This window comes from Candidatus Avoscillospira sp. LCP25S3_F1, assembly GCF_052117125.1.
In the GTDB taxonomy this organism is placed as follows: Bacteria; Bacillota; Clostridia; order Oscillospirales; family Oscillospiraceae; genus Avoscillospira_A.
On record NZ_JBQKJT010000010.1, the window covers coordinates 22,644 to 37,206 of the forward strand.

The 14,563-nt window shown below is 58.6% G+C and carries 12 protein-coding genes; 3 read left to right on the forward strand and 9 right to left on the reverse strand.

Translation table 11 applies throughout. From position 1 onward, the window contains the following. Window positions 1-28: 28 nt before the first annotated feature. The 9 genes from ACTQ33_RS10245 to ACTQ33_RS10285 form a co-directional block, all read right to left on the reverse strand. Window positions 29-1,075, reverse strand: coding sequence for a substrate-binding domain-containing protein (locus ACTQ33_RS10245; RefSeq protein WP_441464468.1), 1,047 nt, complete (start codon window positions 1,073-1,075; stop codon window positions 29-31). A gap of 61 nt (window positions 1,076-1,136) precedes the next feature. Then, on the reverse strand, window positions 1,137-2,141 hold the full coding sequence (locus ACTQ33_RS10250) for an ABC transporter permease (RefSeq protein WP_441464470.1): 1,005 nt from the start codon (window positions 2,139-2,141) through the stop codon (window positions 1,137-1,139). After that, window positions 2,138-3,661 carry a sugar ABC transporter ATP-binding protein gene (locus ACTQ33_RS10255; RefSeq protein WP_441464472.1) on the reverse strand — a complete coding sequence of 508 codons (1,524 nt, stop codon included), beginning with the start codon at window positions 3,659-3,661 and terminating at the stop codon, window positions 2,138-2,140. The genes ACTQ33_RS10250 and ACTQ33_RS10255 overlap by 4 nt, the downstream gene beginning before the upstream one ends. Before the next feature lie 365 nt (window positions 3,662-4,026). Then, the gene (locus ACTQ33_RS10260) at window positions 4,027-4,659 is read right to left on the reverse strand and encodes a hypothetical protein (protein WP_441464474.1); all 633 of its coding nucleotides are present in this window, start codon (window positions 4,657-4,659) and stop codon (window positions 4,027-4,029) included. A 105-nt stretch (window positions 4,660-4,764) separates the two neighbouring features. After that, window positions 4,765-5,067, reverse strand: coding sequence for a PadR family transcriptional regulator (locus ACTQ33_RS10265; protein ID WP_441464476.1), 303 nt, complete (start codon window positions 5,065-5,067; stop codon window positions 4,765-4,767). Next, complete coding sequence (locus ACTQ33_RS10270; protein ID WP_441464478.1) at window positions 5,061-5,825, reverse strand: hypothetical protein; 765 nt, start codon at window positions 5,823-5,825, stop codon at window positions 5,061-5,063. Before ACTQ33_RS10270 ends, ACTQ33_RS10265 begins: the two co-directional genes overlap by 7 nt. A gap of 136 nt (window positions 5,826-5,961) precedes the next feature. Continuing rightward, a complete protein-coding gene (locus ACTQ33_RS10275; protein WP_441464480.1) occupies window positions 5,962-6,867 on the reverse strand; it encodes a diacylglycerol/lipid kinase family protein in 906 nt (301 codons plus the stop codon). A gap of 188 nt (window positions 6,868-7,055) precedes the next feature. Next, window positions 7,056-8,723: a peptidylprolyl isomerase gene (locus ACTQ33_RS10280; RefSeq protein ID WP_441464482.1), complete on the reverse strand. Its 1,668-nt coding sequence runs from the start codon at window positions 8,721-8,723 to the stop codon at window positions 7,056-7,058. A gap of 111 nt (window positions 8,724-8,834) precedes the next feature. After that, window positions 8,835-9,980, reverse strand: coding sequence for a peptidylprolyl isomerase (locus ACTQ33_RS10285; protein WP_441464484.1), 1,146 nt, complete (start codon window positions 9,978-9,980; stop codon window positions 8,835-8,837). 180 nt (window positions 9,981-10,160) lie between these two features. On the opposite strand from ACTQ33_RS10285, the gene ACTQ33_RS10290 reads away from it, so the two are divergent. The 3 genes from ACTQ33_RS10290 to recJ all read left to right on the forward strand — a co-directional run bounded on the left by ACTQ33_RS10290 (window position 10,161) and on the right by recJ (window position 14,563). Next, window positions 10,161-11,384 carry an aminopeptidase gene (locus tag ACTQ33_RS10290; RefSeq protein ID WP_441464486.1) on the forward strand — a complete coding sequence of 408 codons (1,224 nt, stop codon included), beginning with the start codon at window positions 10,161-10,163 and terminating at the stop codon, window positions 11,382-11,384. A gap of 166 nt (window positions 11,385-11,550) precedes the next feature. Further along, complete coding sequence (locus tag ACTQ33_RS10295) at window positions 11,551-12,345, forward strand: sulfite exporter TauE/SafE family protein (RefSeq protein ID WP_441464488.1); 795 nt, start codon at window positions 11,551-11,553, stop codon at window positions 12,343-12,345. A gap of 187 nt (window positions 12,346-12,532) precedes the next feature. Then, on the forward strand, window positions 12,533-14,563 hold the full coding sequence (gene recJ / locus ACTQ33_RS10300; RefSeq protein ID WP_441464490.1) for a single-stranded-DNA-specific exonuclease RecJ: 2,031 nt from the start codon (window positions 12,533-12,535) through the stop codon (window positions 14,561-14,563).

Genomic DNA, 14,563 nt, shown 5'->3' on the forward strand with positions numbered 1-14,563 from the left:
TGGCGGCACCCGCAGAAAAACAGACCTTTTATTCGCCGCCGTACTTGACCAGCAGATCGGGCGCCGTCTCCGGCGTGATGACTTCGCTTTCCAGTGTGATGGTCTTTTCCAGCTCTTTGCCTTCCACCAACAGCTGGTAGGCACTCTCGATGGCCTCACGGCCGCCGGTGGGATAGACCATGGACATGCTCAAGCGACCGTCGATGACGCTTTTAATGCCGCCGTCGGGCGTGGGCAGACCATCAACGCCCACAAACAGGATATCCTCTTCCCGCCCAGCATTCTGGGCAGCGATGAATGCGCCTTCGGCCATGGGGTCATTCAGAGCAAAGAACAGGTCGATGTCATCGTGGCGCTGGAGCATTTCCTCGGCTACGGTGATGGCCTTTTCACGGAGCCAGTCGGCGTTGTTGGCGTCGATGATCTCCACCTTGGGGTTAACCTTGATGCCTTCGCGGAAGCCGTTGTCACGGTCCACGCCGCCGGAGGTGCCTTCCAGACCCTTGATCTCGCAGACCTTGCCGCCGTCGGGCAGCAGCGTCTCCGCTACATACTTGCCGCACTCGTAGCCGATCTGCACATTGTCGGCGCCGATAAACTGCGTATAGGTATCGCCTTCGATCTTACGGTCCAGCAGGATGACGGGGATACCTGCATCATAGGCCTCTTTGATGACGTTGGTCAAAGGCTTTGCCTCATTGGGAGAGGCGATGATCAGATCCACACCCATCTGGATGAAGTTCTGAATATCAGCAATCTGCTTGGAGTTGTCCTGGGCAGCGTCGGAGTAAATGACCTCAAACATGGGGTACTCCTCTGCGGCGGCAGCAATCTGGTTGTTCATGGCCACACGCCAAGGCTCGCCCAAGTTACACTGGCTCATACCGATGATGTATTTTTCTTCTGTCGTGCCGGAGTCTTCGGTGGATTCGCCTTCTGTCGTGGTATCTGGAGTGGTAGTTTCTTCCTGTTCCTGGTTGTTCGCGGTATCCGACGGGGTATCCGAGGTCGTGCCGCAAGCCACCATGGTCAGGGTCATGGTCAGAGCCAGAAGCCAGGTAATCCATTTTTTCATAGCGTATTCCTCCCGTAATTGTTTAGTTTCAGGAACATTCTATTTATTTGTCAGACTGCCGTCAGTCCCGCTTCCGGCCAGCCTGTGCAAATACTGCAATGATGATCAGCAGGCCCTTGATGACCAGCTGCAAGTTGGAGTCCAGTCCTTTCAGACCCATGACATTGTCCAGCAAACCCAGAATCAGTGCGCCCACGAAGGTGCCGAACACGGTGCCTTTGCCGCCTGCCAGGCTGGTGCCGCCGATAGCCACTGCCGCCACAGCGTTCAGCTCGTAGCCGATGCCTTCATTTGGACCGCCCTGGCTGATCTGTGCACTGTGGATCAAGCCAGCCAAAGCTGCCAGCGTACTGCATATCATAAAAGCTGCAATTTTTACCCAGTCCGTATTGATACCGGACAAATGGGCCGCCTGCTGATTGCCGCCCACAGCGTAGATATGCCGTCCGAAGCGGGTTGTCTTCATCAGAACCACAAACACCAGCATCAGCACTACCATAATCAGCGCCGGTGATGGAACCACATCGCCAATGCGGGTATAGAAGATGCGATACAGAGGTGGTGCATATCCCTCTCCCTCGCCATACGTCAGGGGAATGCCGATACCGCCAGACCAGAACCGTGCCAGGCCACGGGCAATGTTCATAGAAGCCAGCGTCACAATAAACGCCTGCATCTTTAGTTTGGTAATGACCAAGCCATTAAAAAGGCCATATGCCGCACCGATCAAAAGGCTGATGAGAACCGTTGGGAAAAACCCCAGTCCGTTTTTCACCATCAAGGCCGCCGAGCCGGTGGACACCAGGCCCAGAACCGAACCCACAGACAAATCGATGTCTCCCAGCAGAATGACCAGCGTCATTCCCAGGGCGATGATGCCGTTTTCCGACACCGCCCGCAGTACATTCATCAAGTTATTGGGCGTCAGAAAGATGTTTTTTCCGTCTTTCACACAGATAACCGACGCGATTAGCACAATGGCGATGAGTGCGATATAACTTTGGAACTGCCGCAGAATTGAGCCTATGGACCGACGGTTTTCCAAGGTTGGCGCCTGGACTTTCATGCAATTCCCTCCCTCATTGTTGCAGCTGCAAGCAGCTTTTCCTGAGTAGCCTCTTCTCTGGAGAACTCACCAGTCAGCCGGCCTTCGCAGAATGTGACAATCCGATCACTGATACCAATGACCTCCGGCAATTCCGAAGAAATTACCAGAATCCCCATGCCGCTCTGGGCCAGCTGGTTGATCATCTGGTAGATCTCTGCCTTGGCGCCCACATCGATGCCCCGGGTGGGTTCGTCCAGCAGCAGGACCTTGGGCTTGGACATTAGCCAGCGGCCCAATACCACCTTCTGCTGATTGCCGCCGGAGAGGTTTCCTGCCATGGTAGCATAGCTGGGCGCTTTGATCCGCATGGCCTGCATCTGCTGCCGCCACTCCACCTTTTCTGCCGATTGGCGCATAAAAAAGTGAGGACTGAATTTCCGCAGCAGCGGCAAAGACATATTTTCTCCAATGGAGCGCTGGAGCACCAGACCGGTGCCTTTCCGGTCTTCTGTAGCAAACGCCAGGCCAGCAGCAATCGCATCTGCCGGTCGCTGGATGTGTACTTCCTTGCCATCCACATAGATGGAGCCGGTGGTGGCACCGGGATGCATGCCAAACAGGCATTCGAAAAATTCGCTGCGTCCCGCTCCCATCAGTCCCGCAATCCCCAGGACCTCGCCCCGGCGTACTTGCAGACTGATACGCTCAATGGGCCGTTTGTAACTTCCTGCAAACGGCCGGAAGGACAGATCCTCAACCCGCAGTACCTCCTCGCCCATGGTGGCTGTCACCTTTGGAAACTGATCCTCCAGCTTCCGGCCCACCATCAGCGCAATGATCTCGTCACGGCTGGTGGTTTTGGCATCACAGGTGGCGACATAGGTGCCGTCCCGGAACACCGTGAGCCGGTCCGCCAGACGGGAAACCTCCTCCATGCGGTGTGTGATATAGATAATTCCCACACCATCGGCTGTAAGACGTTCAATCACGCGGAACAATACCTCCGATTCCGCCTTGCTGATCGCAGAAGTGGGTTCATCCATAATCAGAATTCTGGCATTCAGAGACAGAGCCTTGGCAATCTCCACCAGCTGTTGTTCACCCACCCGAAGGTCCTTGAGTTTGCGGGAAGGCGGTACGGACAGCTCCAGCATTTGCAGATATTCCGCTGCTTTCGCCTCCATGGCCCGCCGGTCCACCGCGCCGAAACGGTTGCAGATCTCCCGTCCCAGGAAGATATTCTCTGCCACTGTCATCTCGCTCACCAATTGCAATTCCTGGTGAATCTTGGCAATCCCGTGCTTTCTGGCGGAAAGCGGTCCTTGCAGCTGCACTGGGGTGCCGTTGAGCCGGATCTCTCCGGAATAGTTCTGTATGGCGCCGCACAGTATGTTCATTAGTGTGGACTTGCCCGCACCGTTTTCTCCCATCAGCGCCAGTACTTCTCCGGGATACAGGTCCAGCTGTACGCCTTTCAACGCCTGCACCGGGCCAAAGTATTTCACAATGTCCCTCATTTCCAGCAGTGGTTGTGCCATGGGTCTCCACCCCTTTCCATCGGTGTGTTGTTGGCTTCATTATAGAAACTCGTCGCCGGAAAGTACATACAGAAATCGTATATGTATTTATAAAAAAGTAACCGATGACATCCATTTCTAGACACTCCACTGAGGTGACATCACCTTTAGGTTCTCGTGCAGTGATGCGTGTGGGTTCGAGTCCCTTCAGGCGCACCAATGGAAAGGCCCCGCCCGGCCGAAACAACTGTCAACCGGGCGGGGTCATGTTATACCCGAAACCCTTTTGATCACAAGGGTTTCGGGTTTTTTCATATTTGCAGCTGCTGTCAACCAACGATAGTGCAGTTGATCGGCGTACACTACCCACGCAGCCACACCGTATCTTACTCAGATTCCGGCATCGTTTCCTCTGCGGGTTCCTCTGCTGCCTCTCCGTAGCCTTCCATGGAGCCATGGGTCTCCCAATAATCCAGACGTTTCATGGTTTCCTGGTAGGTGTCCTGACAGATCTGGGGAAGACTTTCCAGGTCGCCCACGGCTTCAAAGCCTTTGCGGATTGCTTCCCGCATCTCGCCCACCATCTCGGGGTCGCCATTGGTCAGCGACATGGCCATATCAATCAAGCGGGTAGAGACCGCGTCAACACCCCACATACCGTTTTCACCGATTGCCTCGGCTGCGGCTTCCGGCGTGGTGCCAATCCCCAACTGCTGTGCCAGTGCGTCAAAATCAACGGAGCCGTCGGGCAGTTTGGCAATTTGGGCCTGCGTGCCCAGCATATCCTCCACCAAAGCGAGCATGCTCTCCTGGACCTGCTGCTTGAGAGTGTCCACCTGCTCTGCCGACAGTTTGGTGGGGCGCTGGTATGTCACTTCCTCCGTAGTATCGGTGGGCGTACTGCGGGTAAACGTATCCTGTTTGCGAGTGGGCGTACTGTCTTGGGCCGCCCGGTTCTGTTGCGCCGGCTGGTACTGATTCTGGGGAATCCCTACCCCACTGATCGTAGAAATGCTCATAATAGGACCCTCCTTATCAACAGTTTTTTCCTATATTTACAATATCGGCAAAAGTATGGAAAAATTAAGGAAATTCCGCCGTTAATCAGGCTTGCACGCTATTTTTTATTCGATGCCCAGAGCCGTCAGGCCGTCCCGGAGGCAGCGCCATTCTTCCAGCAGCTGCCCGTGCCGCTCCCGGCCCGCCACCGTAATCCGGTAGTATTTCCGCGTGGGGCCGTCGGAGTTCCGACCCTCGTACTGCTCTGTACACCCGGCCTTGCACAGTCCCCGCAGCAGGGCGTAAACGGCGCTTTCCTGAGTCCCCGGAAAACTGCGATGGATTTGGCTCAAAATCACATAGCCGTATTGGTCCTCTGCCTTCAGCAGCTGTAACAAGCACAGCTCGATCAAGTCTTTTTTCAGCACAGTGCCACCCCGGTCCCCACCAGACCGATGCCACCCACCACGGCCCAGCGGACGAAGTAATGCGTCAGCCAACCCTGCGCATCCAGAGATAGCCCATCCAAGCTGTAAAGGGCAGCAAGAATTTGCAGACAGAGCACCACCATTGAAAGCCCTAACACATAGAGGGCACTCCATCGCCGGTCGTTCATTCTGGCCCGTACCGCACCGAACAGCCCTGCCGCTGTCGCCACGGTGCTGGACACACATAGAATCCACCGCGCAGTCGGGCCGTAGGAATCCAGCGGCCCGTCCCATGCTCCGGTGAACAGACCGGCAAGCATTGCGCCCGCTGTTATGCAGCACACCGCAAGCCCGGCCAAAGCCCACAGTACGCCCCGCGGCAGGGGCATTTTTTGGCCATGAAACTGCGGCCGAAACCAGACCAGTGCCAGCACCAGTCCCACCACAAAGGGTCCATAACCCACCAGCAGGTACCGATTGTACATGTGTTGTGCTCCCAACACCAGAACTTCGGACAGCAGCAGGCAATCCGCCAGAATCGCAAACACCCACAGCCAGCGGCGGTAGGACTTTGGTTCCGTCAGTAGTCGGGCCGCTGCACCGGGCCTTCCCAGGTCCTCTACCAGGGTATCGTCCCGGTCCGGCGGCCGCTGGTCCAGCAATTCCGCATAATCGGCCACCACCTCCACCGCCTCCGGCCCACCCAACTGCCAACGGGCCGCCCTGGAAAAGTGTTTTAAATACATCTGCTTGTCCATACTGTTCCTCCTCTATTGTAAAATTATCTATTGTAATTATATCAGTAGTTTTATAGTCATACTACCACAGGTGTGTAAAGCTGTCAAGGCAAACGCCGGGACCCGCTGCGGTTCTCTGGCAGCGGGTCCCGGTGGGTCACGGTATGAAGCTGTCGTTGGGCACCATGATCTGCAATGCCTGTCGGTGGTTATGGATTTCCGCCCGACGGATATTGCCGCCGAATTCGCCGTCCAGGGTCCAGGCCACCGGGTCCTCAAAGGAGATCACGGCCTCGGACGCCTTGAAGGAGTGGAAATACTCCCCCGTAAAGTCCTGGCGCAGAATGGCGGCAGCCACGGCGTTCAGGTCCACCAGATTTTTGATGCGGCGCACCAGAATAATCTCCGAAAGGCCATCCGTCAGGGAGATTTCCAGCTCCCGACGGGCCTTGAAGCCGCCGACGCTGGTGGTGCTGCCCACCAGGCCCAGGATGACCTCATCCCGGATGGTCTGTCCGTTGACCTCCACAGTGACGGGGATGGGCCGGATTTCCGTAATGGCCTGGACGCCCCGCAGCAGATAAGCCATTCGGCCCAGAATGCGCTTGTCGTTCTGGGCCGTCCGGTAGGACACATCGGTAAACGCGCCGAAAGCCGCCACATAGGCAAACCACCGGTCGTTGATGCTGCCCACATCAATGGACACCGGCCGCCCCGACACAACGATTTGAGCCGCTTCCAGACAGTTTTTCGGCAGTTGGAGGGTGGACGCCACATCGTTGACGGTACCGCCGGGCAGATAGCCCAGCACCGGCGGCTGGCTCAGCTGCATCAGGCCCGTCACCGACTCGTTGAGCGTACCGTCTCCGCCGGCGGACACAATCCTGTCATATCGGTGTCCCTCTGCGGCAATAACCTGGGGGATCTCTCCGGGCCGGGACGTGGGATGGACCGTCACATCATAGCCGCCTCGGGTGAAAATAGCCACCACATCCATCAGATGGGTGCGAATTTCTGCGTGACCGGCGTTTGGGTTGACAAAAAAGAGCATTTGCTTCTGCATCCAATTCCCTCCTGTTCGAAATGATTCAGATTCGTTCTTGATAAAACGCCATGGGACGACTTTTACGGTTTTTCCCGCAAAAGGGCAATGCCACAAGGCGGCGTCTATCTCATAAAAAATTTTATGAGATCATAGTATCAAAAAGGAGCCCCGGCGGGGCTCCTTTTTGCTGGGTTGCATGGTTAGACTCAAAGGAGTCCATTCTCTGTCAGTTTGGCCTTGCTGTAGTCCACTTCCACAGTGGTGGCGTTGACGATGTCGGCCAGGGCCTGCTGCTGGCGGGCGGCCAGGCAGTCCTTCTGGGCCACCTTATACCAATAGGGGTGATCGCAGACGCCGGAGAAGTACATGATATGATAGCCGTAAGAGGTCTTGACCACCGCCGTATCGCCCACCTGGCGGGCTTCGTCAAAGCACCAGTCGTTGAATTCCTGCACCATCTGACCGGGATAGACCTCTTCATAGAGGCCGCCGGTGGACATGGAGCCGGGGTCTTCAGTATACTCGGTGGCCAGGGCGGCAAAGGTATCTTCCGTGGCGTCGCCATCCTGCCACATCTTGTAGATCTCGTCGGCTTTCATCTGGGCGTTGGTCCAGTTCTGTTCCGTCAGCACCGGCTGGCCGTTTTCGTCCGTCTCGGCATTCTCATCGGCCTGGGGCGTGATGAGGATATGGCGGACGTTGACCATATTGGGATCATCCTTGGCAATATTACTCGCCGCATATTTGGCGGCATTCTCGTCAAAATAGGCGCTGATCTCCTCGTCGGTCAGCTCAATGGAGCCGTAGACGGTGTTCAGGTAACCGCTGGCCGTCATCATTTCCCGGGCAAAGCTCGTATAGCTTTCCATGGTGGAATGGGGGCCGTAGGCCGCCTGGATATATTCATCCACCGACGCGTATTCGTTGGCCTCAGCCTCCTGGGTCATGGCATCGGTGAGACTTGCCAGATAGTCCTCCGTCTCGCTGTCCAGGACATAGCCGGCTTCCTTGGCAGCGGCGTTGATGGCCTCCGTCTGCCAGAAGGTGCGGACAGCGGACTGGAGGAGAAAGTCCTCCCAGGTGTGGGTATCATCGTACATCTGCTCCGACAAAGGCTGCGTGGTGTCCAGACCCATCATGGCGGCGTAGGAGCCATACAGGCTCATAAAGTTATAGTACTGCTGCCAGTAATAGTAGGACAACCGGCTGTTGGTTAGTTCGGCGTCGCCGCAGGTGGCCACCACGGCGGCGGCGTCCTCAGCGGTAAAGGCGTCGTTTGCCACGGTGTAGCTGTGCTCAATGAAATTGCCCGCCTCGTCCACGTTGTTCATGGCCGTGGGGTCCGTCTCGTCGGTGGTGTTGAGGGCGGCGTTTTCGCTGGTGGTCTGCGTGGAGGCATCGGCGGGATTCTCCGCGCCGCCGTCCTTCTTGCCCAGAGAGGTGACCGCAAACACCAGCACCGCCACGGCCAGCACTACCACGGCGGCAAAAAGAGCCACCCGGCCCGTCTGCTTCTTGGCGGGGGGTTCCTCGGCGGTTGCTTCCGTGGTCTTCTCAAAGGACTCCCCGGTAAGCCCCTCCACCGGCTGGGCGACCGGTGCTTCGTCTGCCGGTTCCGCCGGCTGGGCGGAGGTCTCTTCGACCGCTTCCTTCACCGGCTCTTCCGGCGTCTCTTCCGCGGGTTCCTCCACAGCCTGCGCGGCGGGCTCGGTTGTCTGCTCCTCCGCAGGCGTTCCGACGGCGGTTTCTTCCACAGATGCCTCCACGGCGGTGTGCTCCGACGCATCCCCAGCCGCGCCCTCCACAGGCGCGCCGCACAGGGGGCAGCGCTCCATTTCCGGTTCCAGCTGCGCGCCGCATTTGGTACAATTCATGGCATTTTTCTCCTTTGTCCATCGTATCCCGTTCCGGGCAAACCGCCGCAGAATGGGAGTATTTGCATATCTTTCCGCTATTTTATCACGTTTGGCACGTGGTTGCAATCGTTATCCGTCGGACGGCGTCAGGGCCTGGGGCGTCACCAAAGTGACGGCGTCCCGGTCGATGAGAAATTCGTACTGCTCTCGAATGGTACGGGCTTCGGTTTCATACGTCTCCTTCCGCAGGTCCTGTTGGGCCTGCTTCTGCCAGACGGTGCGCTCCGACGGTTCCAGCGCATAGACCACATTCCACCCCTCGTCGGACCGCAGCACCGCCGTGTCGCCCGGGCTCCGCTCCGGATCAAACAGCCAGTCGGCCAGTTCCCCGCTGCAATCCGACGGCGACACGTCCTGCCGCAGTCCCGGCGTGGCAGAATGGCTGTCGGCCAGGGTGGCAAAATCCGCCTCCGCGCCCGATTCGGCCTGCCAGGTGGCGTAGAGCGTGCGGGCCGCGGTCTCGGCTTCGTCCCAGGCCTCTTCGGTGTTCCCGGCGGGCTTACAGAGCAGAACGTAGGCGTTTTGCAGCCGGGTCTCGCCGCCGTTCTCGTTGAGCCGTGCGTAATCTGCCTGATGAAGCGTACAGTACGCAGCGATCTCCTCCTCAGTGAACTGGGGACGGTTGTACAGCTCGTCGGTATAGGCTGCCGCCAGATAGGTGTCGGTCAGATAGGCCCGGAAGGATTCCTCTGTAGCGCCGGGACCATAGGACGCCTGCAAATAAGCCGTCACGCCGTCATAGCCCCGGGATTCGGCATCGGCCGCCAAGCCGTCCACGACCGTCTCCATGGAGGCCGCGTAGGTGTCGCCCATGGTAAATCCGGCCTCCTCCGCCGCAAACACCATGGACATGGTATCCCGGATGGTGATCATGGTCTGGTCCAGCAGATAGTCCTGCCAGGTACGGTCCTCGTCGTATTGTTGCTCATCCAGAGGTTGGGTCGGGTCCAGGCTCTCGGGGAGGTTCTCTCCGGCGCTGCCCACCAGATAAAAATATTCGCTCCAGTAATAATAGTTGAGGGTGGTGTTGTCCATGGACCAGTCGCCGCAGACCACCACTGCCTGGTCCATGGCGCCGGCCGTGGCCCCTTCGCCCGCTTCGTGCCGGCCCGGCCACAGGGCCAGAGCCGCGCCCAGAACCACCACAGTTGCCAGGGTCGCCGCAATCACTCGTTTATGAGGTAAAGTTTTCAATTTGTCGGAAAATGTCTTCAAATCTGCACTTCCTTTTCGTTGGAACCGTATGGAATTACAGTGAAACAGTTTAGCACAGCCCCCGGGGCAATGCAATGAACAAATCGTGAATTTCTCACCTTATACCATCTACGGTTTGATTTTGCCCCGGATTCTGTGGTATGCTATGGGCACCGTTACAAAAGAAAGGACGCGATCATCGTGAATCAGACGATTTTACAGGAATATGCCAAGCTCATCGCCACCGTGGGCGTCAACGTCCAGCCCGGCCAGGAAGTGGTGATTGAAGCCGAGCTGGATCAGCCGGCGTTTGTCACGGAGCTGGTCAAGGCCTGCTATGAAGCCGGCGCCCGGACCGTTCGGGTGGACTGGCAGCACCAGCCCGTTGCCCTGCTCCACGCCCTGTACCGCTCCCCGGAGGCCCTGGGCGAGATGCGGGAGTGGGAAAAGGCCCGCCTTCAGGACATGGTGGACACGCTTCCCTGCCGTATTTATCTGGAGAGCGAGGACCCCGACGGCATGAAGGACGCCGACCCGGCCAAAATCTCCGCCGCCGCCCAGAACCGCCAGCGCATTGCGAAACCCTACCGGGATCAGATAGAGAACCGCATCCAGTGGTGTATTGCCGCCGTGCCCGGCAAAACCTGGGCCGCCAAGCTGTTCCCTGAGCTGCCGGTGGAGGAAGCCATGGAAAAGCTGTGGGAAGCCATTCTGGAGGCGTCCCGGGCCAAGGGCGACGGCCCCGCCAACTGGCGCGCGCACAATGAAGACCTAAAGGCCCGCTGCAAGTATCTCAACGATCTGGGCATCCGCTCCCTCCACTATACCGCCTCCAACGGCACCGATTTGACCGTGGGCATGATGAAAGAAGGCCGGTTCCACGGCGGCGCCGACAAGACCCTGTCCGGCATCACCTTTGACCCCAACATTCCCTCCGAGGAGGTTTATATTTCTCCCAAACGGGGCGAGGCCGAAGGCATCGTGTACAGCGCCCTGCCCCTGTGCTACCAGGGTCAGCTGATTGAGAACTTCTCCCTGCGGTTTGAAAAGGGCCGCGTGGTGGAAGCCAAGGCGGAGAAGAACGAGGCGCTGCTGAAAGAGCTGGTGTCCATGGACGAGGGCGCAGCCTATCTGGGCGAGTGCGCCTTGGTTCCCTTTGAGTCTCCCATCAATCAGACGGGCATCCTGTTCTATAACACCCTGTTTGATGAAAACGCCGTGTGCCATCTGGCCTTGGGCAAGGGCTTCTGCGATACGGTGGACGACTTTGAAAACCGTTCCCTGGCCGAGTGCCAGGCGTTGGGCGTCAACGATTCCATTGTCCACGAGGACTTCATGATCGGCACCCGGGACCTGAACATCGACGCCGAAACCTTTGACGGCCGCACGGTACCCATCTTCCGAAACGGCACCTGGGCATTTTAAAAGCACTTTCCTATGGGGCGCGCTGCCGAGGCAGTGCGCCCCATTTTGTCTGGCAGCAGCTTTGAATAACCATTGACCTATCATTGACCTATGGGGATTCGTACTTTTGTTTTTCCTCTGTTTCTCGTACAATAATGGCAGAAAACACGAAATTGGAGTGGAAACTATGTCGATTGGTCAATCTTTGTTGTTTATGCTCGTCAGCCTCGCGGCCTCTCTGGCGGGCGGTTTGTGCGGCGTCGGCGGAGGCGTCGTCATCAAGCCGGCCCTGGATGCCTTTGGCTGGGCCAGCGTCAGTACCATCGGCTTTCTGTCCACCTGCACTGTTTTAGCGATGACCGTCTATTCCGTGGGCAAATCTCTGACCGCCGGAGACTCGGTCATTGACCTGCGCATCGGCACGCCCCTGGCCCTGGGCTCCGCCATCGGCGGTGTGGCCGGGAAAGCCGCTTACAGCGCTTTGGCCGGTCTCTTTGCCAATCCCAACCGCATCGGCGCCATCCAGGCCGTAATCCTGGGCATTCTGACCGTAGGCTGCCTGCTCTACACAGTAAAAAAAGACGGCATCCGCACCCATCAATTCCACGGTACACTGCTCTGTTTTTTCCTGGGCCTGATTCTGGGATTTTTCTCCAGTTTTCTGGGCATTGGCGGCGGTCCTTTCAATCTGGTGGTGCTCTATTACTTCTTCAGCATGGACACCAAAACCGCTGTTGCCAACAGTATCTATATGATTCTCTTCTGTCAGGGCGCCAACCTGCTGACCACCGTGGCCGACGGCATTCCCCCTTTCTCCTGGTCCGCCTTGCTGCTGATGATGCTGGGCGGCGTCCTGGGCGGCGTCTTCGGTCGCAAGATCAACAAGCGCATCGACAATCCCACGGTCGAAAAACTGTTCCTTTCCATGATGGTGCTGATCATTCTGATCTGCATCTACAATGCTTGGCAGTACAGTGCATGACCGCAACCCCTCCACCGGCGGCGGACTCTTTTCGGGTCCGCCGCCGGTTTTGTCGTTTCCCAAGGGACATTTCACAGGAAATCCCCATTGTTTACGCTTTTTTCATTGAGTCAGCGGTAAATCTTTGGTATAATACTTAGAAACTGTATTTGGATGTGTATTTGTTTTGAAGTATGGAAGCTGGAATGTGGCGGGTTATGACGCCACAGCGGCCCATGACCTCTGGGAAGCCGGTTTCTCTCCCCTGACGGCGGCGGTTCTGTGCAGCCGGGGCTGTTCCACGCCCCGGGAGGCCGCCGACCTCCTTGCGGTGGACGGCCCATTGCCGCCCCCGGAGGCCATGACCGATTTGTCTGCCGCCGCCCGCCGGGTGCGGCAGGCCCTGGAAAGCGGCGAACGAATTGCCGTTTTCGGCGATTACGATGTGGACGGCATCACGTCCACCTGTCTTTTGACCCAGTTCCTGCGGGAGCAGGGCGGCGATTGTCTGTTCTATATCCCCGGCCGCATGGAGGAGGGCTACGGCCTTAATACTGCGGCCATCGACGCGCTTCACCAGCAGGGGGTGACACTGCTCATTACTGTGGACTGCGGCATCACTGCCCATCGGGAGGCGGCCTACTGCCGGGAACTGGGACTGGACCTCATCATTACCGATCACCACGAGTGCAAGGACGCCCTCCCCGACGCCATGGCCGTGGTGGACCCCCACCGCTGCGATGAACACTACCCCCACTGTGAGCTGGCCGGTGTGGGCGTGGCCTTCAAGCTGGCCGCCGCCATCGCCGGGGACCAGGAAGCGGTCCTGGAGCGGTACGCCGATCTGGTGTGCCTCGGCACCGTGGCCGACGTCATGCCCCTGACGGGGGAAAACCGCGTCTTTGTCAGCCGGGGCCTGGAACTGCTGCACACGCGCCCCCGGTTGGGTCTGGCGGCCTTGATGGACCAGTGCAGCTGCGCCGGGTCGCCGCCCACCGCCTCCACCATTGGTTATACCCTGGCCCCCCGCATCAATGCCGCCGGACGGCTGGGCCAGGTGGAGCTGGCCGTGGAGCTGTTTCTCACCGACGATCCCCAGCGGGCCCAGTATCTGGCACGGGAGCTGTGCGAGCTGAACCGGCAGCGGCAGGCTGTGGAATCGGAGATCTACGAGCAGGCGGTCGCTATGCTGCGGGGCCGGCCCCAACCTGCGGCCATCGTGCTGGCCGACGAACGGTGGCATCAGGGCGTGGTGGGCATTGTGGCCTCCCGTCTGGCCGAGGAGTATCGCTGCCCCACCTTCCTCATCTGTCTCGATGGGGAACACGGCAAGGCGTCCTCCCGCTCCTACGGCGGCTTTAACCTCTTTGCGGCCCTGGAAGCCTTGGGCGACCATCTGGAGAGCTACGGCGGCCATGAGTTGGCCGCGGGATTCACCATTCACCGGGACGCCATTGACGGTTTCCGACAAGCCATGGAACAGCGGGCCGCCGCCTTCCGGGACTCGGCCGACTACCGCTGCGCCCTGGAAATCGACTGCATGGTGGAACCCTCCCTGCTGACGCTGCAAACGGTGGCGGCTCTGGACCAGCTGGAGCCCTGCGGGGCCGGTTGTCCAAAACCGGTGCTTGCCATGGGCGGTCTGACGGTGGACCAGTGCGGCGAAGTGGGCGGCGGCCGCCATCTGCGGCTGCGGCTGCGCAAGGGCAGTATCTGTCTCAGCGCCATCTATTTTTCGGCCACCCAGGCCCGCTGCGGCATCCATGTGGGGGACGTGGTGGAGGTGGCCTTTACCCCGCAGATCAATGAGTATCGGGGCGTCCGATCTGTACAGCTCAACGTGGTGGACATCCGTCCCATGACGGCGGACACGCAGCAAAGCTATGAGCAGGCGCTCTATGAGCGGTGCCTGGCGGGCTTTGTCTCGCCGCCGGAGGCCGATTGGTTTTTGCCCCAGCGGCCGGACTTTGTGGCCCTGTGGCGGTATCTGTCGGCACAGACCGGCGAAATCTGCGACGAATGCGCCGCGCTGCGGGAAAAGCTGTCCCGTTATGCCGGCGTCCCGGCCAGTATGATTCGGATGAAGCTCTGCCTCGACGTGTTCGCCGAGCAGGGATTGATCGCGCTGGAGCATCAGGCCCAGCGCCTCTCCATCACCCTGACGGCCCAGGGCCGCAAGGTGAATCTGGAGGAAAGCCGCATTCTGCGGCGCTTGAAAGAGAAGAAGGCAGGTGACTAA